This window comes from Streptomyces sp. NEAU-YJ-81 (assembly GCF_017592595.1).
In the GTDB taxonomy this organism is placed as follows: domain Bacteria; phylum Actinomycetota; class Actinomycetes; order Streptomycetales; family Streptomycetaceae; genus Streptomyces; species Streptomyces hygroscopicus_B.
This window is the reverse complement of sequence record NZ_JAGFNO010000003.1, coordinates 292,708-312,449: the sequence shown is the minus strand read 5'-3', so window position 1 is coordinate 312,449 and position 19,742 is coordinate 292,708. Positions and strand designations below refer to the sequence as shown.

The following is a 19,742-nucleotide window of genomic DNA, read 5'->3' as shown; positions in this document are numbered from 1 at the left end:
CCCCACCTCGACAAGGAGCTTCATGCCTCAGCCCTGGCAGGACACCTCCCTCTCCGCCGAGGACCGCGCGGCGGCCCTGCTCTCCTCGATGACGCTGGAGGAGAAGCTCGCCCAACTCTCCAGCGTATGGCCGGGATCCGAGGCCGAGGAGGGCGAGGACGTCGCCCCGCTCCAGCACGAGGTGTCCGAGGCCGTGGACCTCGACGGCCTCCTCCCCCATGGCGTCGGTCAGCTCACCCGCCCCTTCGGCACCTCCCCCGTCGAAGCGGCCGAGGGCGCCGCCGCGCTGGCCCGCCTCCAGACCCGGATCGCCGCCGGGAACCGCTTCGGGATCCCGGCACTGGCCCATGAGGAGTGTCTGACCGGCTTCTTCGCCTGGCGCGCCACCGTCTTTCCCACTCCGCTCGCCTGGGGCGCGTCCTTCGACCCGGCGCTGGTGGGGCGGGCCGCCGAGCTGATCGGCGGTTCGCTGCGGTCGGCCGGTATCCACCAGGGGCTGGCCCCGGTGCTGGACGTGGTGCGGGACGCGCGCTGGGGCCGTACGGAGGAGTCCATCGGCGAGGACCCCTATCTGGTCGCGACCATCGGCACCGCGTATGTCCGCGGCCTGGAGTCCGCCGGGATCGTCGCCACCCTCAAGCATTTCGCGGGCTACTCCGCCTCCCGGGGCGGCCGCAACCACGCACCGGTCTCCATCGGCCCGCGGGAACTCGCCGATGTGATCCTGCCGCCCTTCGAGCTGGCGGTGCGGGACGGGGGCGCGCGGTCGGTCATGCACTCCTACAACGACATCGACGGTGTGCCCTCGGCCGCCAACCCCTGGCTGCTGACCGAACTGCTCCGCGACACCTGGGGCTTCACCGGCACCGTCGTCGCCGACTACTTCGGGGTGTCCTTCCTGGAGCTGGCCCACCGGGTCGCCGCCACCCGGGGCGACGCGGCCGGGCTCGCCCTGGCGGCGGGGGTGGACGTGGAGCTGCCCGCGGTGCGCTGCTTCGGCACCCCGCTGCGGGACGCGGTGCGGGCGGGGGAAGTGGACGAGGCGCTGGTGGACCGGGCGGCGCTGCGGGTACTGCGGCAGAAGTGCGAGCTGGGGCTGCTGGACGCGGACTGGTCGCCGATTCCGTCGGCGCTCGCGGAGCCCACGGAATCCGCCGGGCCCGCCGGAACCCCCGGCCTCGATCTCGATCCGCCCGGGATGCGGGCCGTGGCGCGCGAGCTGGCCGAGGAGTCGGTGGTGCTGCTCGCCGACGATGGCGATGTGCTGCCGCTCGCGCCGGACGCCCGGATCGCGGTGGTCGGCCCGCTCGCCGACGACCCGGCCGCCATGCTCGGCTGCTACACCTTCCCCCGCCATGTGGGGGTGGAACACCCCCAACTGCCCCTGGGCATCGAGGTGCCGACGCTGTTCGCCGCGCTGCGCGCCGAGCTGCCCGGTGCGCGGATCACCCACGCCGAGGGGTGCGCCGCGCCCGGCCCGGGCGGGTCCGCCGGGGACCCGGGCGCGGCGGCCTCGGCCGGTGCGGCGGCGCTCACCGCCGAGAGCCGGCTGGCGCAGGCGGCCAGGACGGCGGCGGACGCGGATGTGTGCGTCGCCGTGCTGGGCGACCGCTCGGGCCTGTTCGGCCGGGGCACCTCGGGCGAGGGCTGTGACGCCGCCGACCTCGAACTCCCCGGTGATCAGGGGGCGTTGCTGGACACCCTGGTGGCCACCGGCACTCCGGTGGTGCTGGTGCTGTTCACGGGTCGGCCGTACGCCCTCGGCCGCTGGTCGAGGCTGCTGGCCGCCGCCGTGCAGACGTTCTTCCCCGGTGAGGAGGGCGGCCCGGCGGTGGCCGGGGTGCTGAGCGGCCGCGTCAACCCCTCGGGACGGCTGCCGGTGAGCGTCCCGTACGCGTCCGGCGGCCAGCCCTGGACGTACGCACAGCCGCCGCTCGGGCTGCGGGGCGACTCCAGCTCGATCGACCCGACCCCGCTGTTCCCCTTCGGCCACGGGCTGTCGTACACCTCGTTCGCCTGGGAGCGCCCGGAGGCCGACGCCGCCGAGGTGCCGACCGACGGGGAGACCACGGTCCGGCTGACCGTGCGCAACACCGGGGACCGGGCCGGGACGGAGGTCGTACAGCTCTATCTCCATGACCCGGTGGCGCGGATCGCCCGGCCGGTGTCCCGGCTGATCGGCTACGCACGGGTGCCGCTGCGGCCGGGCGAGTCGGCCGAGGTCCACTTCGCCTTCCACGCCGACCTCGCCTCGTATCCGCTGCGGGCCGATGGCACGAGGGTGGTGGAACCGGGCGCGCTGGAGCTGCGGCTGGCCTCCTCCAGCGCCGACTCCGGCGTACGGCACACGGTCCCGCTGACGCTCACCGGACCCGAGCGCACGGTGGGCCACCGGCGGCGGATGGTGTGCGAGGCGCGGGTGAAATAGGGGCGGGGCGGGGCCGGTTCAGACCGGCCCCTCGCCCTTCTCCACCAGCGCCCAGGCGTGGGCGAACAGTTCGGGCAGGGTGCGGGTGGGGAGCGGAAGGGGGTTCTCCAGCCGTCGGTTGTACGAGCGCCGCACCCCGATCAGCTCCGCCTTCCACGCCTCCATGGGCTGGTACGGCTTCTTGGCGTGGATCCACTCGCCCGGCAGGAAGACCTGGCGGCCCGCCCGGGGGCGCTTGTCCTCGGTGACGAGGCCGCGCCCGGCCAGCGCGGCGGCGGCCGTCTGGTGCCGGGCGGTCTGCCAGCCGTTCCAGGTGCGGACGTTCCGGTCGGTCGGCGCGGGCAGGGCCAGCAGTTGGAGGTAGAGCGCCGCCGCGTCCTCGTCGAGGCCGAGTGTGTCGGCGACCCGCGCCACGAGGTCGGGCGTGGAGACCGCCGGGTTCGACTCGTACGCGCCGGGCGGCAGCGAGACGCTCTCGATCCGCTCGACGATGCGCGCGCAGGCCGGGCCGCGCAGCCACTCGACGAGGGGGAAATCCTCACGGCCGTAGCCGGATGTGACCTCCGCCAGGGCCCTTGAACGCTCGTCGTCGCCGTAGAACGCGGGGCGGAAGTACACCCTGGGCGGGGATCGGTCCCCCCTGCGGCTGACCATGCCGTCCGTGATGACGGTGAGCCCGTCGTCGATGCTCGCGACGTCCAGCCGCTCCGGGCCCGCGTACGGCCGGAACCCGAACCGCTCCCGCAGATCGGCGACCGTACGCCCGGCGCCGGCGGAGAGTCCGGCGCGCAGCAGCAGCCCCGGGTGGTCCAGGCGCTCCAGGAGCAGCCGCACCAGGCCGGGCACACCCTCGCGGACCGGGTCGCCGGCGGGGAGTTCGGCGTAGACCCAGGACAGGTGCGGCACGACGGAGTGCAGACGGTCCTGGAACCTCATGATGTCCCACCGGGCATCGGTGAGCAGCGGGCCGTGCTCGCTGTTCTTGATCCAGGTGTCGAGGGGCGCGCTGAGCCCGGGTTCGGCGGCGGGGTGGGTGAACGCCGCGCAGAACTCGGCCGCCGATACGCGGAGCAGTTGCAGCTCGACGACCGCGTTGAGCGTGCGCTCGGGCACCACGGCCCGCCGGCCGCGCCGCGCCTGCCACGCCTCGGCGAGCCGCTCCGCCACGCCCCGCATCCCGTCCGGCTCCCATAGCTCGGCCGGGTCCTCGGGCAGCACGTCGGCCAGCAGCTCCAGCCGCTCCAGCGTGGTCAGCCGGGCCAGTTCGGACGCGCCGTCCTCGGCCTCGGCGACCTTCAGCCGCAGCGTCGCCCGCTCGTCGGCGTCCAGGAACGGGACGTACATCCGCTGCAGGAGCCCGGCGAGCGCGAGGGACGCGGCGGGGCGCCCCATGCCCGTACGCTCCCGCAGCAGGGCCACGGCCTCCTTGTCCCACGGTGCGGGCCCCCGCTCCCGCACCAGCGCCACCAGCCGCCGCAGTTGCTCCGGGCTCCCCCAGCCGTGCGGCACCTCCTGCGCCTCTTCGATCTCACCGAGTCTCGGCGGCTCCGCGTCCCCCGTCCGCAACTCGACGAACGTGCGCCGCCCCTCACGGCCCCACCTCACGCTGACGGCCGCCCCGCGCTCATCCCGCACCGCCGCTCGCTCGGTGACCACGATCCCGGTGCGCAGCCGGGCGGCCGGATCGGCGAACGGGCTCTCCGCCCACATCTCCAGCAGCGCCAGCAGCCGCTCGCGCCGCTCAGGACGCGTGGACGCGACGGCGGCCCGGAGCGCCACGGCCCCGATCCGCCCGATGAAACGCAGCCACGACCCTTCCCCGGCGATGCCGGGCCCGTCTTCGCTCTCGCCCTCGCCCTCTCCCTCGGCGCCCTGGGGATCCCAAGTCCCGTTCAGAAACCGGCCGGTCCGCTCGATACAGGCCAGCGCCCCGGGCCGCCACATCCCCGTGCCGTCGATGAGCCCGCCCAGCGCGGGCACCACGCGTCGGTCATCCACAGCCGTCCATGCACCGGTCGCCATCGGACGTCCCCCGTCCTCCCCCGTCGGATACGCCATGGGGAGATCATCGCTCATGGGACCGACGATCTACCGCTCGCCCACTTGACTATTTGCTATAGCAAGAGCATTCTTGCGGTCATGAGCACTGACACCCTCGGCCCCGTGGAGACCGTGTCGCTGGCCGACCAGGCATACCGGCGGCTGAGGGACGCGATCCGTGAGGGCGTCCTGCGTCCGGGCGAGAAGATCACCGAGCGCGATCTCGCCGCCCGGCTCGGCGTGAGCCCCACCCCCGTCCGCGAGGCGCTGCGCCAGCTCGTGCACGAGAAGGTCGTCGAGCGCGTCAGCCCCCGGGCCCTGCGGATCGCCGACCATTCCTCGGCCGCCCGCTCCGAGATCGTCGAGGCCGAGGTCCGGCTGTCCGCCCTGATGGCCCGCCTCGCCGCCCGTAACGCCACCGCTCAGCAGCTCACCGACCTGGTCGCCTTGCTGGCCCAGACCGACCAGATCACCGCCGGCATCGAACGGACCGTCGCCGAGGAGGGGTTGGACGCCGATGTGTCCGAGCAGCTCGCGGCCGTCTTCCACAAGCTGCGGCTCTTCCATCAGCAGGTCGAGTCGTGCGTGGGCAACCCCGTCCTGGAGGGGCTGCTCGGCCAGGCGAGGGCCTTCAGCTACGAGGAGCGGCTCGACCTCACCATGAAGCTCGCGCCCGAGCACGCCGAGGCGTTCCGCGCCCGTTACTCCGAGCACCGCCAGCTCCTGGACGCTCTCCTCGAACGGGACGAGGAGCGCGCCGAGGAGCTCGCCGCGCGGCACCACCGCGCCGCGCTCGTCCAGCTCTCCGGCAGCTGACCCCGAGCTCCGGCGGCCGACCGCAACGCCACCTGCCCGCCATGGGGCGCACAGTATGCGCTCCGGCGGGCAGACTCCTCCCTCGCTTGCTATAGCATGTAGCACAGGAGCCATCACCATGCCCGAAACTCCCCCCATATCCCCGCCCGGCGCGGTGAGCATGAGCGCCCTTCCCCGCCCGGCACCCGGCGACCATATGAACCGCGGCGCCGTGCTGTGGGTGACCCTCGCCGTCTTCGCGCAGGAAGCGGTGTGGAACTTCTACGACACCCAGGTTCCCGAGCAGTTGCGGCACTACTTCAGCTCCGCGGGCGTAGTCGGCCTGATCATGGGGTTGGACCACTCCTGGGGCATCTTCACGCAGCCGTCGGTCGGGTTCCTCTCCGACAAGCTCGCCCGCCGCCGCACCGGCCGGTGGCCGATCGTGCTGATCGGCGCCGCGGTCGCGACCGTGCCGTTCGTCCTCATCCCCTGGGCGACGAACCTTCCCACCCTGTTGGTGTGCGTGGTCGGTTTCGCCGCGATCGCCAACGCGTTCAAGGGCGTTACCGAGACCCTGGTGTCCGACTACGTCGCGCCGTCCAACCGCAGCAAGGCGCAGGGCTTCATCAAGGCCGGCGTCAGTCTGACCATCGTCGTGTCCTCCCTGATCAGCCTTCTCGTCGTCGACCGGTCCCTGCGCCTCGCGTTCGCCATCCCCCCGCTGCTGATGCTGATCATGCTGGGACTGTCCTGGGCGTTCCTCGGCCGCCGTCACACGAACATGCTGCTGCCGGAGGAGGAGGGGGAGCGGGAGGGGGCGAAGGCTGCCCCCGAGCAGGAGTTCGCCTCCCCGTGGGCGGTGCTGAAGGACGCGCTGCGTTCGCCGTCCAGCCCGACGCTGCTGCTGATGGTCGGCATCTTCTGCTTCGCCGGCATGTGGTCCGCGCTGCGCTCGCTCATGACGCCCTACGGCACGCAGGTGCTCGGCCTGACCCGCGGCGAGGCGGCCGGTCTGGCGCTGCCGAGGGCGGTCGCGTTCCTCGTCTGTGTGCTGCCGATCGCGTACGCCTCCAACCGGTTCGGGCAGTTGCGCGCGATGCGGTACGGCGTCGGGCTGTTCATCGCGGGCCTGCTCCTCGGGTTCACGGTGCCGACCGTGCCCGGCACGATCACCTCGATGGTGCTCTGCTCGCTCGGGTACACCTCGTTCGCGGTCAACGCGCTGGTCGCGCTGTGGAACCTGGCACCAACCCAGAAGGTGCTGGGCACCTACACCACGCTGTACACGATCGCCTCGGCGTCCGGGATGGCGCTGGGCCCGGCGATCCTCGGCACCACGATCGACCTGACCCGCTGGCGCTATATGCACCTGAACGCCGCGGTGTTCGCCGGCGTCACCTTCCTCGTCTTCACCCGCCTGGTCCGCCGCGCACCCGACCGCGCCGCCGACCGCGCCGCCGCCTGACCGGCCGAGATTCCCTCTTCCCGCACGATGAAAGGCACCAGCCTCATGGAACTCCGCATCCTGGCCCCGACCGGCGCGCTCGGCGCCGGGTTCGACGCCGACGCCTTCGCTCGCGGTGTCGCCGCCCTGCCGGACGTGATCGCCTGCGACGCCGGCTCCACCGACTCCGGCCCCGCCGCCCTGGGCTCCGGCACCCCGAAGCTGTCCGCCCAGGCCGTCACCCGCGATCTGCGCCTGCTGCTCAGGGCCCGCGACGAGCTCGGCGTGCCGCTGATCATCGGCTCCTGCGGCACCTCGGGCCGCGATGACGGTGTCGACTGGGTCGCCGACATCGCCCGCTCCATCGCCGCGGAGGAGAACCTGAGCTTCAAGCTCGGCCTGATCTACTCCGACCAGCCCGCCCAGCGCTTGCGGGACCTGTACGACGCGGGCAGGATCCGGCCGCTCCCCCACGCGCCCGCCATCGACCGCGAGCTGTTCGACCGCAGCCACACCGTCGCCATGATGGGCGTCGAACCCATCCAGGACGCCCTGCGCGACGGCTGCGAGGTGATCCTCGCCGGACGGGCCAGCGACACCGCCCTGTTCGCCGCCGTCCCGCACCTGCGGGGCGCCGACCCGGGCCTGACCTGGCACCTGGCCAAGACCATCGAATGCGGCGCCGCCTGCGCGATCCCGCCGTCCGCGGGCGGCCTGCTCGTCACGTTGCGCGAGGACCACTTCGACGTCACCACCCTCGCCGACGGCACCCGCCTGACCCCCCGCTCCGTCGCCGCCCACACGCTGTACGAGAACGCCGACCCGTACCGTGTCGCCGAACCGTCGGGTGTACTCGACACCACCGAGGCCACCTACGAGGCCATCGACGAGCGGACCGTCCGCGTCCGCGGCGCCCGCTACCTGCCGGCCGACGGCTACACCAACAAGCTCGAGGGCGCCGAACTCATCGGCTACCAGACCGTCATCTTCGGCGGCGTACGCGACCGCGTCGTCATCGCCGCCCTGCCCAGGCTGGTGCCGATGGCCAAGGAGTACTTCGAGGCGAAGATCCTCGACGTCTTCGGCGGCGCGGTCGAACCCGCCGACGTCGACATCGACTACCGCCTCTACGGCGCCGGCGCGGTCCTCGGCGGCAGCGAACCCGACCTGCTCACCCCCCGCGAGCTCGGCGTGCTCATCACCGTCACCGCGCCCGACCAGGCGACCGCCCACGCCATCGCCACATTCGTCGCCCACGCCAGCAGCCACCTGCCGGTCGCCGAGTACGACGGCCTGGTCTCCACCCTCGCCTACCCCTACTCCCCACCCGAGACGGACAGGGGCCCGCTCTACCGCTTCACCCTCAACCACGTCGCCACGGGCGTCACCCCCACCGAACTCTTCCGCACCACCACCGAGGAGCTGTGAACCCCATGACCACCCTGCTCGACTACTGCTCCCTGATCCGCTCCAAGAACGCCGGCCCCTTCACCCTCACCTTCGACTTCATGTGCCACGACCAGGCCGCCTACGACGCCCTCGTCGCCACCGGCTTCCTCAACCCCGGCCTCTTCGCCACCCTCTACGACGCCGACCCCGACCAGATCCTCGTCGTCAACCACCCCCTCGCCCTCGCCGTCAAGGTCTCCCTCCCCCGCCCCACCGTCCAAGGCGACCTCCGCGACACCGACTGCTACGCCGGGCAGCAGTACGCCCCGCTCATGGACATGGACGTGATCCCCACATGAATCCCGCCGATTCGAATCCCGATCCACACGCCTCGCACCTTCACCACGCCACCCTTAGGCTGTCGCCGGACACAGGGGCTACCGGCGCGTAGCGCACACCGCGAAGGAGCGCGAGATGAAGGGCTGGACCGCGAGCGACATCCCCGATCAGACGGGCCGCACCGCCGTGGTCACCGGCGCCAACAGCGGCCTCGGCTTCGTCACCGCCCGGGAGTTGGCACGGCGCGGCGCGCAGGTGGTGCTCGCGTGCCGCAGCGAGGCGCGCGGGGCCGAGGCCGCGCAGCGGATCCGGGCGCAGGCGCCGGGCGTGTATGTGCGGGTCGCGCCGCTGGACCTCGCGGATCTGAAGTCCGTACGCACCTTCGCGGCCGAGTACCAGGGCGACCGGCTCGATCTGCTCATCAACAACGCGGGCGTGATGGCCCTTCCGCGCCGCAGGACCGCCGATGGCTTCGAGATGCAGTTCGGCGTCAACCACCTGGGGCACTTCGCGCTGACCGGGCTGCTGCTGCCGAAGCTCCTGGAGGCGGGCCCGGGGGCACGGGTGGTCAGCGTGTCCAGCTTTATGCACATGCTGGGGACGGTCGATCCGCGCGACCTGCACATGGAGCGCGGATACCGGCGTTGGACCGCCTACGCCCGCTCCAAGTCCGCCAATCTCCTCTTCATCCACGAGTTGTCCCGCCGCCTGCGCGCGACGGGCGCCCGCCTGGTGGCAGCCGCCGCACACCCCGGCTATGCCTCGACCAACCTCCAGACCGCCGCCCCGAAAATGGAGGGCCGCCGGGCGACCGAGCGATTCATGGAAATCGGCAACCGCTACTTCGCCCAGAGCCCGGACCAGGGCGCCCTCCCCACCCTGTACGCGGCCACCGGCCCGGACGTCCGCCAGGACGACTTCTTCGGCCCGCCGTTTCAGGGAATCTGGCACGGCTCCCCCGTCCGCTCGGCCCGCGCCAGGTGGACGCGCAGCGACACGGCGGGGCGGGGGCTGTGGGCCGCGTCCGAGCGGCTGACGGGGGTGCGGTACGAGGCGCTCGCGAACTGATTCACGCCAGTGGCTGCGGACAGCCGATCTCGGGGCGTAAGCGGTGGGGACCGCAGGCGATCAGGCATACGGCGAGAAACCGCTGCCCGGTGAGATACCACCCTCCGGCGACGTCCTCCCCGCCAGCGACCGCCTTGGCCGCGCCCTGGACCTTCGCCGACAGTGTTTCGGGCGCGCGGTCGTGGGCGGAGGCGAAGGAGTCGGCGTGTTCGCGGGCCCGGGTGCCGAACCAGTCGGCGGCTTGGGTGGGGTCGGTCCAGGTCCCTTGGATGAAGGTGGGGGGCTTGAGCAGCCAGTGGGCGAGTTCGAGGGGGACGACTTTGGAAGCCTTGAACTCCGGGTGGATGGGGCGTCTGGGGCCGTCCTTGAGGAGGTCGTGACCCGAGCCGAGCCAGGTGTAACCGTGGTGGTGGTGCAAGATGTCGCCTTCACTGACCGAAGAGGGCAGCCCCCGCGTTGGCCGGGACCGCCCTGCCTACCGGGGTTATCGACGGCCGCAGCCGTCACCGCCACCGCAGTCGCCGTCCGAAGGGGGCGATGGTGCGTCGGAGTCGGGCATGGTGTCGCCGTCGTCCGGGTCCTGCCGTAAGACGGCCTTGTGTCCTGTCGACCGCATCGGGATGATTCCCTTCTGCGCTGTCGGCACGGGGGCTCTCCTCGCGCCGTCGTGCACCTGCACCCGTTCCGGCTGGGCTCGACCTGCCAGGGCTCCGGTCCAGTCGGTACGGGGGTTCAAGGGGCGGCGGGACGCGTACCGCCTACGCCGAGGTGGCGTTCTTCGTCTGCTCCTCCAGCGCGGCCCGCATCAGGACATCCGCGAGCCGATTCGCGCTGTCGAGGGGAATGCGCCCGAGGGCCACCAGCGGATAGCCGGACACCGTGAGCTCGCCTCGTAGGGTCGGCCAGTACAGCTCCCCGCCCTTGACGCCGTGTCTCGCGGATTCGCATCGGTCACCCTTTCCCGCCGTTTCTGCGTGAACGGGACGTTAGAGACAAGGAGTCGGGGAGCGCGAGGCGATGTTCTCGAATGTTCTCGCTTCTGGGTGAGATGTTCTTGATTGATCTCACGTAGGGTCAGGAAAGGCATACCGAGCGCATTCGTGGGTGCGGCATGCTCGGGGTGTCCAGATCGACAAGGAAGGACGTGATCATGGCGCGTCGACTGCGCTTCAACGGCACGGGTTCTGGCGTTGGGGGCTGCCCCGCCGTACACGAGGACTTGAACAGCGGAGAGATCGTCATCCACGGAACACCGCTTACCGACCCCGAGGACGTTGCCCAGCTCCAACACCTTGGAGAGGGCGAGACACCGATCGTGGTGCCGCGCGAACTGCTGGTCGACTACGGCCCCAAGGAGATCACTCGCACGCCGCGCATCATCGATCTGGATGACTTCGGCAAGCTCTTCGAGAACTTCGAGCACACCGCCTGGCGGCTGGAGACCCGGCGCCGGTTCGCGAGTGATGAAACGGCGCCCGACTACCAGGCGTTCGCCGAGACAGGTGAGGCTCCGCTGGAACTCTACGCGTCGTTCTTCACCACGATCCGCGACCAAACCCAGCAGGGCAAGCGGGTCGAGCGAGTGCGCATCGTCGACGATCCGCCCACGACCGGCCAGCGCTACCTCCTCTACAGCGCCAAGCGGAACTGCGACATGGGAGAGGACATCCGTAATCTGTGGCGTGCCGGTGCCAACCGGCTGCGGCTGCCTGCAGAGGACTTCTGGATCTTCGACTCCCGGCTCGTCGCTCTCCTCAACTTCGATGACGACGACAACCTGTTCAACGTGGAGCTGATCACGGAGCCGGTGGCGGTCAACCGGTATCTCCAAGTCCGTGACGCGGCATGGCACTACGCCGTCCGGTACGACACGTTCGCGGCGGGACCGACTACGTAGGTTGCAAGTACCGTGTGACCGGTGAGCGGTGACTTTCAGCAAGCACGGGTGGCCCTAGGAGTGCGGCTTCGGGAGCTGCGTGCGTCATGCCCTGGAGGTCGGCTCACCGGTACACAACTCGCCGAACGGCTGGGCTGGCCTCACTCCAAGATCTACAAGCTGGAGAACGGGCGCCAGACCGCGACAGCCGAGGATCTGCGCGCCTGGAACACCCTCCGCGAATCCGCCGTCTTCGGGGCCGACGCCCAGCGCTTGATCCACGAGGCCCGGCGGGCGCTGATCGGGTAGTGTGGCCGTCGCCCGTACGCACCGAGGAGGTGAGACCCATCAATGCCAGTTCAGGCTGGGTGCTCTCGCCGCAGGGATACACGGGATAGCTGACTGCCGGGAGCGCCCTCGGGGATTCCGAAAGGCTTCCAGGCTCCCATGTCGGCTTCATCAGCTTCACCTTCGCTTGTCACCTTTTCCGCCGTCGTCTCCAGGCTCCGCGCCGCCGGGTGCGTGTTCGCCGAGGACGAGGCGCGGCTGATCCTCGCCACGGCCCGTACCCCGGCCGGGCTCCGCGCCATGGTGGACCAACGCGCCGCCGGGCTTCCGCTGGAGCATGTGCTCGGCTGGGCGGAGTTCCGGGGGCTTCGGATATCCGTCGACGCCGGGGTCTTCGTACCGCGCCGACGCACCGAGTTCCTGGTCGAGCGGGCCGTGGCGCTGGCCCGGCCCGGGGCCGTCGTGGTCGATCTGTGTTGCGGCTCGGGCGCGCTGGGCGCCGCGCTGGCCTCGGACCTGGGCGAGGCGGAGCTGTACGCGGCCGATATCGACCCCGTCGCGGTGGCCTGCGCGCGGCGCAACGTCGAGCCCGCGGGCGGCACGGTGTACGAGGGCGATCTCTACGAGCCGCTGCCCGCCGCGCTGCGCGGCCGCGTGGACGTCCTGCTGGCCAACGTCCCGTATGTGCCGACGGAGGAGGTCGGGCTGCTGCCGCCGGAGGCCCGGGTGCACGAGGCGCGGGTGGCGCTGGACGGTGGCGTGGACGGGCTGGACGTCCTGCGCCGGGTGACCGCCGGGGCGGGCGGGTGGCTGGCCCCGGGCGGCTCGCTGCTGTTCGAGACGAGCGGGCGGCAGGCGGCCTCGGCCATGGCCATCGTGTCCGGCGACGGCCTGGAGCCGCGCCTGGCCGAATCCGACGAACTGGACGCCACGGTCATCATCGCCACCAGGCCATCGGCCCCTTAAGGCTCTGCCGCCCATGCGCGCTGCCCATGCACGCTGCCCGCGCAGAGGCCGCCTCTTTGTCTTTCACGCTCTGAGCTGGTCCTGCTCAGAGAGGTTTTTGGCTGTTTCAGCCGATGGGGTTGACGAAGGTGGCGGGGTGGGTGGCACCCCGCTGGTCGACGAGCCCGCCCCAGGGCCAGTCCAGGGTCAGCGAGCTGGTCTCGTTCGGCGGGGTGATGACCGCGAAGGCGGGCGTCCAGGAGTTCTCGTCGTTCTCCCCGGCCAGGGCGAGGTTGATGGTGAAGTCGGTGCTGTCGCCGGGGTTCAGGGTGATGGAGCTGTACTTGGCCGAGGAGCGCTGCAGCGACCAGTCCGCACTGCCGTGCTCGGTGTTGAGGTCCACGCCGGGGAAGCCGCCGATCTTGCAGGTGCTGCCGCTGGTGTTGGTGAGCACGATGCTGGTGGTCGTCGAGCCGCCGGCGTTGGGGTCCGGGGTCGCGTCGCCGCCGGTGGCGAACGCCGCCTTCAGGCCGGAGGTGTGGCAGCGCTGAACACCCGACTGCGCACCCCCGGCGGCCTGCTTGCCGGACTGCTTGCCCACGGTCTCCGACTTCGCGCCGGATCCGGAGTCCGCCTGCGACCCGGAGCCCTGCACCTCGTTGGAGGAGCCCGTGGCCTCGCGGTCCGCGGCGGCCGCGGCCGAGTCCGCCTTGCCCGAGGTCTTCGCGCCGGCGGTGTCCGAGCCGTTGCAGGCGGTCAGGGTCAGACCGGCGGCCACGGTCAGGGCCGCGGCGGCGACCCGCAGGGTACGGCGGCGACGGAGGGTGATCGAGCTCATTTTGGGTGCCCCCAGGGCGGTCGGTGACGTTGTCTCCTCGGTACGTCAACCACTCTGCTCGGGGTCACTACCGCGAGGCTGCCGCTCCACTAACACCCGCCTAACGCGGGTGTTGGCAGGGGAAGTTGGCACGCCAAGGAGAACCCCGAAGAACTAAGCGGCAGGTTCATCTTGTGGCTACGAGCATTCGGGCCGGTTCGAGCATCGCCTCGGGCAGATCCTCCCATTTCACGATCGGGGAGTAGAAGGCTGAGGGCTTGATCCTGGCGGTGGCGATGGCGTCGAGTGCTCCGGGGATGTTCGCGGCACTGTTGGGGCGCGCGAGGTGCATGGTGATGCCTTTTAGGAACATAGGCCAGGTGGGGATCGGTACCTCGCCCGTCAGGCCGCCGAGGCTTTCGAAGACACCTTCCCCCGCGAGCAGGCTGAGGCCGCGGTGGAACCATTTGGTGCTTCCGGATGCCTCGACCGTCAGGTCGAACAGTCCATCGGCCTCGCCTGGGGGCTCGGCTGCGGTCTGCGCGCCGCACTGTTCGGCGAGGGCTCGATTGCCGGGATCGGGATCGACGTACAGGACATACTCGGCTCCGTAGGCGATTGCCAAGGCGGCCTGGATGAGCCCCGTCACGCCCGGGGCGAGCACGAGCACCCGCTTACGCGCGCCGTTTACGACATGACGGCGTGCCAGTTCGTTGTTGTGTCCGGTGATGTCGCCGACGGTGACGCACTCGAGTGGATCGACCCCGGCGGGGATGCGGTGCAGCATCGCGTCGGCGTAGGGGATGCGCACGAGGTCGTCGAACAGGCCGCCCCAGTGTCCGTTCACCGCCACTCCGTAGGTGGCGCCGTAGGGCACGGTGGTGCAGTGGGCGGTCCATCCGCGCAGACATGGCGCGCACTGCCCGCAGGACAGCTCGGGCGGCACGACCACCAGGTCTCCGACGGCGACGCCGGTGACCGTGTCCCCGATGGCGACGACCTCGGCGACCGCGTTGTGCCCGATCGCGTATCCGGGCGGTACGGGAAGCCGGCCCTGCAGAATCGGCACGTCCAACGGGCAGCGTCCGGCGATCACCGGCCGTACCAGCGCATCGGCATCGCCTTTCAGCACCGGTGTGGGCACTTCACGCCACTCGAGCCGACCGGGCTCGACGAACCAGAGGGACTGCATCGAATCAGCCATGGTGAACCACGTTCTCTCTATGGGTTGGAGTTCGGGTAGCGCTCGGCCGGGCAGCTCCGCAGATACTATACCTGGAGCTATAGTAGATGATGTGATCTAGTTCACAACTGCAGTCGTATGTAGCTATGACTCGTCGGCAGTAGGTAGCGGTCCAGCCGGTTTTCCTGCACCTCTGACCGGCATACACAGACGACAGTCGCATCGCTGCACGGATGAGCTATGGTTCTAGCTATAGCTTACGAGGAGGCTGATGTGCCCACGAAGCCACGGACCGATGTCCGCCGCCGGATGCTGTTCGCCGGGATCGAGACCGTGCAGGAAAACGGTGTCGACGCGACATCGCTGACCGAGGTCGCCGACCGGGCCCAGGCGCCGCGCGGCTCGATCTACCACCACTTTCCCGGAGGCAAGGCCGAGTTGCTGCGCGACGCGATCCGCTTGGCCGGGACGCTGCGCAGCAAGCAACTCGCTGTCCTCCTGGCCGACGACGACCCGACCCGCATCGTCGACGAAATCATCGACATGTTCCGGCAGCAGTTGCAGGCCAGCGACTACCGGGCCGGATGCCCCGTCGCCGCGAGCGTGACACACGGCGACAACTACCCCGAAGCGATGACCGCTGCCGGCGAATCGTTCTCCTCCTGGGAAGAGCTGATCACCCAGGGCCTGTGGCAACGCGGACTCACGATGGAACACGCCCAATCTCTGGCCACCATGATCCTCACCTCCATCGAAGGCGCACTGTTGCTTGCCAAAGCCCAACAGGACACCCAGGCGCTGGACCGCATCCAGACCGAACTCACCAAGGCGATCACCACCGCGATACACACCGCCACCCCCGAAAGAAAGGGATGACGCAATGGCATTCGTGGCCTCGATCGTATGGACTGCCCGCGAGGGAATGGAAAAGACGCTGCAGCAGGCCGTCGAGCGACTGATTCCAGCGAGCAGGAAGGAACCTGCCTGCCTGAGCTACGTCGCGTACCGGGATCCGGCGCAGCCCGGGACGATCCGAATCCTCGAGATCTACACCGATCGCGCCGGGTTCGAGGCCCACGCGGCCAGCGATCACTTCAAGACCTGGGGATTCGGGCAGGCCTTTCCGGCCCTCGAGACTCGGGACGTGCATTTCTACGAAACCGTCGAACCGTAAGCGAGATGACCGCTGCCACAGCCCGAGCCGAGGCGTGAGGTTGACGATGACTGACATCTTTGGTGTGTGACGAACGCTTCGCCGACCTGCGAGCACTGTTCGCCAAGAATATCGACGCGGGCGACGAGCTGGGGGCATCGCTTGTGGTCGACGTCGGCGGCGTACCGCTGGTCGTGCCGAGATCGGCGCGGCCAACGGCCACGGCAACGCCCGCTCACTTGCCAGAATTCAATCCGTCGTTGCCTGTGGCGGTGCGGTCGAAGGGGTGCGGTTGTTGTCGCCGGAGACAATCGCTCTCATTCTCCAGCCGCAGTCCGACGGCCCGGATCTCATGCTCGGCGCACACGTGCGATTCGGTACTCATTCACCTAGGCGCGCAGCTCCTCCGCCGCGTCCGTGACCCGGGCGATCAGCCGCAGCAGCGTTTCCCGCTCCGTCTCGTCCAGCGGGGACAGGAAGACGCGATTCATCCGGGCCGTCCGTGTGACCAGTTTCCGGTGGACCCTGGCCCCCTCCTCCGTCAGGCGCAGGACATTGCGGCGGCCGTCGTTCGGGTCGCGGACCCGCTCCAGGAGGCCGCGGCGGGCCAGTCGGGCGACCAGGTCGGCGATGGTGGAGCGGTCGAGGTGGACGTGTTCGCTCAGCGTCCGCTGGTCGATCTCCGGCTTCTCCGTCAGCGCGTTGACCACCGCGAACTGTGGCGAGGTGATCTCCTCGGAGACCATCGCGCCCCACAGCAGGGAGTGTGCCTGCTGGAAGCGGCGGGCCAGATGCCCGGGGTGCGTGTTCAGATCCACCGCGCTGCCCATCCCGTGCCTCCCGGCTTCCCCGCTGCTCGATCAGCCCGCTGGTCTATTAGTCCGTGTACTGAGTGATTCTGCCCTGTGGAAGACCCCATGTCGAGAGGCCGACATTCACCCTAGACTCCCTTGACGAGTGCACTAGCCAATGGCACCGTGCGAAGCTGACACCACATTAGTCAGCACACTGAGCATCCTGACCGCGGACTGAGCGGAGTGACGATGGCCGACATCCGAAGCCTGCAGGACGCCGTGGCGGACCTCGTCCACGACGGGGACACCATCGCGATGGAGGGCTTCACCCACCTGATCCCGTACGCCGCCGCGCACGAGGTCATCCGCCAGGGCATCACCGATCTGACCCTCGTCCGGATGACTCCGGACGTCATCTACGACCAGCTCATCGGCGCCGGACTCGTCCGCAAGCTGGTGTTCTCCTGGGGTGGCAACCCCGGCGTCGGCTCGCTGCACCGCTTCCGTGACGCCGTCGAGAACGGCTGGCCGCGGCCGCTGGAGCTGGACGAGCACAGCCACGCGGGCATGGCGAACCGCTATGTGGCGGGCGCGTCCAAGCTGCCGTTCGCCGTGTTGCGCGGCTATCGCGGCAGCGACATCCCGACCCGTACGGACACCGTCTCCACCGTCGTCTGCCCCTTCACGGGGGAGGAGCTGGCCGCCGTCGCGGCGCTCAACCCCGACGTCACCGTCATCCACGCCCAGCAGGCCGACCGCGCCGGAAATGTGCAGTTGTGGGGGCTGACCGGCGTACAGAAGGAGGCGGCGCTCGCGGCGGACCGGGTGCTGGTGACCGTGGAGGAGATCGTCGAGGAGCTTCAGCCACGCCCTGGCGGGATCGTCCTGCCGACCTGGGTGATCGACGCCGTCTCCGTCGTCCCCGGCGGTGCCCACCCCTCCTACGCCGCCGGGTATTCGACCCGCGACAACGCCTTCTACCAGGCATGGGACCCGATCGCCCGCGACCGCGAGGCGTTCACGCAGTGGATCGACGACAACGTGCGCAACACCGAGGGAGCTCTCACCCGATGACCGCGACCCCCGCCGGCCCGACCGGTTTCACCAGCGATGAGCTGATGGAGGTCAACGCCGCCCGCGCGCTCGCCGACGCCACCACCTGCTTCGTCGGCATCGGGCTCCCCAGCACCGCCGCCAACCTCGCCCGCGCCACCGTCAACCCCGGCCTCGTCCTGATCTACGAGTCCGGCACCATCGGCTCCAAGCCCACCCGGCTCCCCCTGTCCATCGGTGACGGCGAACTCGCCGACACCGCCGACGCGGTGATCCCGGTCCCGGAGGTGTTCAACTACTGGCTGCAGGGCGGCCGGATCGACGTCGGCTTCCTCGGCGCCGCCCAGGTCGACCGCTACGCCAACATCAACACCACCATCGTCGACCGCGGCCCGGACAAGCCCGAGGGCCGCCTCCCCGGCGCGGGCGGCGCCCCCGAGATCGCCTCCAACTGCGGCAAGGTGCTGATGGTGCTGCGCCACTCCACCCGCAACTTCGTGCAAAGGCTGGACTTCGTGACGACCCTGGGCCACGGCAGCGGCCCCGGCGACCGTAAGAAGCTCGGCATGCCGGGCGCCGGCCCCGTCGCCGTGATCACCGACCTCGGGGTGCTCCGCCCCGACCCGGCCACCGCCGAGCTGGTGCTGACCGAACTGCACCCGGGCGTCACCGTGGAGCAGGTGCGGGCCGCCACCGGCTGGGAGCTGGCCGTCGCCGACACCGTGGGCACCACCCAGCCACCCACCCCCGATGAGCTGGCGGCGCTGCGCGCCCTCAAGGCCGCAGGGAAGCCCGGAGCGGCCGGAGCGGCCGGGAAGCCCGGAGCGGCCGGAGCGGCCGGGAAGCCCGGAGCGGCCGGAGCGCCCGGAGCAGCCGAGAAGCCCGCAGCCGCCGGGAAGCCCGGGAAGGAGACCCGATGACCCCCCTGCGTGACGTCTATATCGTCGACGCCGTCCGCACCCCCGTCGGCAAATACGGCGGCGCGCTGGCCGGAGTACGCCCCGACGACCTGGCCGCCCATGTGGTGCGCGGCCTGCTCGCCCGCACCCCCGGCCTCGACCCGGCACGCATCGACGACGTGTACTTCGGCAACGCCAACGGCGCGGGCGAGGACAACCGCGATGTCGCCCGTATGGCCGTGCTGCTGGCCGGGCTGCCCGTCACCGTGCCCGGCGCGACCGTCAACCGGCTGTGCGCCTCGGGCCTGGAGGCGGTGCTGCAGGCCGCCCGCGCGATCGCGGTCGGCGACGCGCATATCGCCCTCGCGGGCGGGGTGGAGTCGATGAGCCGCGCCCCCTGGGTGCTGCCCAAGCCCGAGCGCGCCTTCCCCGCCGGGCATCAGCAGCTGTACTCCACGACCCTGGGCTGGCGGATGACCAACCCGGACATGCCGCCGGAGTGGACCGTCGCCCTCGGCGAGGGCGCCGAACTGATCGCCGACAAGCACGGCATCACCCGCGAGGCGCAGGACGCGTTCGCGTTCGGCAGCCATGAGAAGGCGGCGCGGGCGTGGAAGGAGGGGGCGTACGACGCCGAGGTGCTGCCGTATCCGGACAGCGACCTCGTCCGCGACGAGTCCATCCGCGACACCACCTCGACCGAGGCCCTGGCCAAGCTCAAGCCCGCCTTCCGCAAGCCCGGCGGCACCGTCACCGCGGGCAACTCCTCGCCCCTCAACGACGGCGCGGCCGCGCTGCTCCTCGTCGACGAGGAGGGGCTGAAGGCCACCGGACGCGAACCCCTGGCCCGGATCGGCGCCTCCGCCGTCACCGGTATCGAGCCGCAGTACTTCGGGCTCGGCCCGGTCGAGGCCGTACGCCGCGCCCTCGCCAAGGCGGGCCGCTCCTTCGCCGACCTGGCCACGCTCGAACTCAACGAGGCGTTCGCCGCGCAGGTGCTGGGCTGCCTCGCCGAATGGTCCGCCCAGGACCCCGGCTTCGACCCCGCGATCGTCAACCCGCGCGGCGGCGCCATCGCCATCGGCCACCCGCTCGGCGCCTCCGGGGCCCGGCTCGCCGGGGCCGTCGCCCATCAGCTCGCCGCCCGCGGCTCGGGGACGGGCCTGGCCACCTTGTGCATCGGCGTCGGACAGGGCCTGGCCCTCGTCCTGGAGAGGTAATCCGGACC

At 70.7% G+C, this 19,742-nt stretch carries 18 protein-coding genes and 1 pseudogene; 14 read left to right on the top strand and 5 right to left on the bottom strand.

What is annotated here, in order from left to right; all coding sequences use genetic code 11:
• Positions 1-22: 22 nt before the first annotated feature.
• Positions 23-2,428 carry a glycoside hydrolase family 3 N-terminal domain-containing protein gene (locus J5X86_RS09790; protein ID WP_208516340.1) on the top strand — a complete coding sequence of 802 codons (2,406 nt, stop codon included), beginning with the start codon at positions 23-25 and terminating at the stop codon, positions 2,426-2,428.
• Positions 2,429-2,446: 18 nt separating this feature from the next.
• Here the strand turns inward: J5X86_RS09790 and J5X86_RS09785 are convergent, their stop codons facing one another.
• On the bottom strand, positions 2,447-4,504 hold the full coding sequence (locus tag J5X86_RS09785) for a hypothetical protein (protein ID WP_208516339.1): 2,058 nt from the start codon (positions 4,502-4,504) through the stop codon (positions 2,447-2,449).
• A gap of 63 nt (positions 4,505-4,567) precedes the next feature.
• On the opposite strand from J5X86_RS09785, the gene J5X86_RS09780 reads away from it, so the two are divergent.
• The 5 genes from J5X86_RS09780 to J5X86_RS09760 all read left to right on the top strand — a co-directional run bounded on the left by J5X86_RS09780 (position 4,568) and on the right by J5X86_RS09760 (position 9,506).
• The gene (locus J5X86_RS09780) at positions 4,568-5,284 is read left to right on the top strand and encodes a GntR family transcriptional regulator (RefSeq protein WP_208516338.1); all 717 of its coding nucleotides are present in this window, start codon (positions 4,568-4,570) and stop codon (positions 5,282-5,284) included.
• Positions 5,285-5,402: 118 nt separating this feature from the next.
• Positions 5,403-6,731 carry an MFS transporter gene (locus J5X86_RS09775; RefSeq protein ID WP_208516337.1) on the top strand — a complete coding sequence of 443 codons (1,329 nt, stop codon included), beginning with the start codon at positions 5,403-5,405 and terminating at the stop codon, positions 6,729-6,731.
• A gap of 45 nt (positions 6,732-6,776) precedes the next feature.
• Positions 6,777-8,138 (top strand): acyclic terpene utilization AtuA family protein, encoded by a 1,362-nt coding sequence (locus J5X86_RS09770; RefSeq protein WP_208516336.1) that lies wholly within the window; start codon positions 6,777-6,779, stop codon positions 8,136-8,138.
• Between the two features lie 5 nt (positions 8,139-8,143).
• Positions 8,144-8,458: a DUF4387 domain-containing protein gene (locus tag J5X86_RS09765; RefSeq protein ID WP_208516335.1), complete on the top strand. Its 315-nt coding sequence runs from the start codon at positions 8,144-8,146 to the stop codon at positions 8,456-8,458.
• 115 nt (positions 8,459-8,573) lie between these two features.
• Positions 8,574-9,506 (top strand): oxidoreductase, encoded by a 933-nt coding sequence (locus J5X86_RS09760; protein WP_208516334.1) that lies wholly within the window; start codon positions 8,574-8,576, stop codon positions 9,504-9,506.
• A 1-nt stretch (position 9,507) separates the two neighbouring features.
• On the opposite strand, the gene J5X86_RS09755 is transcribed toward J5X86_RS09760, so the two are convergent.
• On the bottom strand, positions 9,508-9,924 hold the full coding sequence (locus J5X86_RS09755; RefSeq protein WP_208516333.1) for a hypothetical protein: 417 nt from the start codon (positions 9,922-9,924) through the stop codon (positions 9,508-9,510).
• A 732-nt stretch (positions 9,925-10,656) separates the two neighbouring features.
• On the opposite strand from J5X86_RS09755, the gene J5X86_RS09750 reads away from it, so the two are divergent.
• The 3 genes and pseudogenes from J5X86_RS09750 to J5X86_RS09740 all read left to right on the top strand — a co-directional run bounded on the left by J5X86_RS09750 (position 10,657) and on the right by J5X86_RS09740 (position 12,636).
• Positions 10,657-11,403, top strand: coding sequence for a DUF6879 family protein (locus tag J5X86_RS09750; RefSeq protein WP_208516332.1), 747 nt, complete (start codon positions 10,657-10,659; stop codon positions 11,401-11,403).
• A 21-nt stretch (positions 11,404-11,424) separates the two neighbouring features.
• A pseudogene (locus tag J5X86_RS09745) lies at positions 11,425-11,610 on the top strand (helix-turn-helix domain-containing protein); the annotation flags it as partial.
• Positions 11,611-11,829: 219 nt separating this feature from the next.
• Entirely contained in the window at positions 11,830-12,636 is an 807-nt protein-coding gene (locus J5X86_RS09740) for a putative protein N(5)-glutamine methyltransferase (RefSeq protein ID WP_208516331.1), read from the top strand.
• A gap of 106 nt (positions 12,637-12,742) precedes the next feature.
• Here the strand turns inward: J5X86_RS09740 and J5X86_RS09735 are convergent, their stop codons facing one another.
• Complete coding sequence (locus tag J5X86_RS09735; protein ID WP_208516330.1) at positions 12,743-13,453, bottom strand: DUF4232 domain-containing protein; 711 nt, start codon at positions 13,451-13,453, stop codon at positions 12,743-12,745.
• Positions 13,454-13,619: 166 nt separating this feature from the next.
• Complete coding sequence (locus J5X86_RS09730; protein WP_208516329.1) at positions 13,620-14,636, bottom strand: zinc-binding dehydrogenase; 1,017 nt, start codon at positions 14,634-14,636, stop codon at positions 13,620-13,622.
• Positions 14,637-14,924: 288 nt separating this feature from the next.
• Here J5X86_RS09730 and J5X86_RS09725 point away from each other — a divergent pair, with 288 nt between their 5' ends.
• Together J5X86_RS09725 and J5X86_RS09720 are read left to right on the top strand one after the other, a co-directional pair.
• Positions 14,925-15,491, top strand: coding sequence for a TetR/AcrR family transcriptional regulator (locus J5X86_RS09725; RefSeq protein WP_208516328.1), 567 nt, complete (start codon positions 14,925-14,927; stop codon positions 15,489-15,491).
• Between the two features lie 4 nt (positions 15,492-15,495).
• A complete protein-coding gene (locus J5X86_RS09720) occupies positions 15,496-15,789 on the top strand; it encodes a putative quinol monooxygenase (RefSeq protein ID WP_208516327.1) in 294 nt (97 codons plus the stop codon).
• A gap of 368 nt (positions 15,790-16,157) precedes the next feature.
• On the opposite strand, the gene J5X86_RS09715 is transcribed toward J5X86_RS09720, so the two are convergent.
• Entirely contained in the window at positions 16,158-16,598 is a 441-nt protein-coding gene (locus tag J5X86_RS09715) for a MarR family winged helix-turn-helix transcriptional regulator (RefSeq protein WP_208516326.1), read from the bottom strand.
• A 213-nt stretch (positions 16,599-16,811) separates the two neighbouring features.
• On the opposite strand from J5X86_RS09715, the gene J5X86_RS09710 reads away from it, so the two are divergent.
• The 3 genes from J5X86_RS09710 to J5X86_RS09700 are packed head-to-tail and all read left to right on the top strand — an operon-like array spanning position 16,812 to position 19,734.
• The gene (locus J5X86_RS09710) at positions 16,812-17,636 is read left to right on the top strand and encodes a CoA transferase subunit A (RefSeq protein WP_078641285.1); all 825 of its coding nucleotides are present in this window, start codon (positions 16,812-16,814) and stop codon (positions 17,634-17,636) included.
• Complete coding sequence (locus tag J5X86_RS09705) at positions 17,633-18,535, top strand: CoA-transferase subunit beta (protein ID WP_208516325.1); 903 nt, start codon at positions 17,633-17,635, stop codon at positions 18,533-18,535. Before J5X86_RS09710 ends, J5X86_RS09705 begins: the two co-directional genes overlap by 4 nt.
• Positions 18,532-19,734: a thiolase family protein gene (locus J5X86_RS09700; protein WP_208516324.1), complete on the top strand. Its 1,203-nt coding sequence runs from the start codon at positions 18,532-18,534 to the stop codon at positions 19,732-19,734. The genes J5X86_RS09705 and J5X86_RS09700 overlap by 4 nt, the downstream gene beginning before the upstream one ends.
• The last annotated feature ends 8 nt before the right edge of the window (positions 19,735-19,742 follow it).

Excerpts from the sequence above, each read along its gene's own strand:
- J5X86_RS09790 (WP_208516340.1), top strand. The coding sequence starts at position 23 with ATGCCTCAGCCCTGGCAGGACACCTCCCTCTCCGCCGAGGACCGCGCG.
- J5X86_RS09785 (WP_208516339.1), bottom strand. The coding sequence starts at position 4,504 with ATGAGCGATGATCTCCCCATGGCGTATCCGACGGGGGAGGACGGGGGA.
- J5X86_RS09780 (WP_208516338.1), top strand. The coding sequence starts at position 4,568 with ATGAGCACTGACACCCTCGGCCCCGTGGAGACCGTGTCGCTGGCCGAC.
- J5X86_RS09775 (WP_208516337.1), top strand. The coding sequence starts at position 5,403 with ATGCCCGAAACTCCCCCCATATCCCCGCCCGGCGCGGTGAGCATGAGC.
- J5X86_RS09770 (WP_208516336.1), top strand. The coding sequence starts at position 6,777 with ATGGAACTCCGCATCCTGGCCCCGACCGGCGCGCTCGGCGCCGGGTTC.
- J5X86_RS09765 (WP_208516335.1), top strand. The coding sequence starts at position 8,144 with ATGACCACCCTGCTCGACTACTGCTCCCTGATCCGCTCCAAGAACGCC.
- J5X86_RS09760 (WP_208516334.1), top strand. The coding sequence starts at position 8,574 with ATGAAGGGCTGGACCGCGAGCGACATCCCCGATCAGACGGGCCGCACC.
- J5X86_RS09750 (WP_208516332.1), top strand. The coding sequence starts at position 10,657 with ATGGCGCGTCGACTGCGCTTCAACGGCACGGGTTCTGGCGTTGGGGGC.
- J5X86_RS09740 (WP_208516331.1), top strand. The coding sequence starts at position 11,830 with ATGTCGGCTTCATCAGCTTCACCTTCGCTTGTCACCTTTTCCGCCGTC.
- J5X86_RS09735 (WP_208516330.1), bottom strand. The coding sequence starts at position 13,453 with ATGAGCTCGATCACCCTCCGTCGCCGCCGTACCCTGCGGGTCGCCGCC.
- J5X86_RS09730 (WP_208516329.1), bottom strand. The coding sequence starts at position 14,636 with ATGGCTGATTCGATGCAGTCCCTCTGGTTCGTCGAGCCCGGTCGGCTC.
- J5X86_RS09725 (WP_208516328.1), top strand. The coding sequence starts at position 14,925 with ATGCTGTTCGCCGGGATCGAGACCGTGCAGGAAAACGGTGTCGACGCG.
- J5X86_RS09720 (WP_208516327.1), top strand. The coding sequence starts at position 15,496 with ATGGCATTCGTGGCCTCGATCGTATGGACTGCCCGCGAGGGAATGGAA.
- J5X86_RS09715 (WP_208516326.1), bottom strand. The coding sequence starts at position 16,598 with ATGGGCAGCGCGGTGGATCTGAACACGCACCCCGGGCATCTGGCCCGC.
- J5X86_RS09710 (WP_078641285.1), top strand. The coding sequence starts at position 16,812 with ATGGCCGACATCCGAAGCCTGCAGGACGCCGTGGCGGACCTCGTCCAC.
- J5X86_RS09705 (WP_208516325.1), top strand. The coding sequence starts at position 17,633 with ATGACCGCGACCCCCGCCGGCCCGACCGGTTTCACCAGCGATGAGCTG.
- J5X86_RS09700 (WP_208516324.1), top strand. The coding sequence starts at position 18,532 with ATGACCCCCCTGCGTGACGTCTATATCGTCGACGCCGTCCGCACCCCC.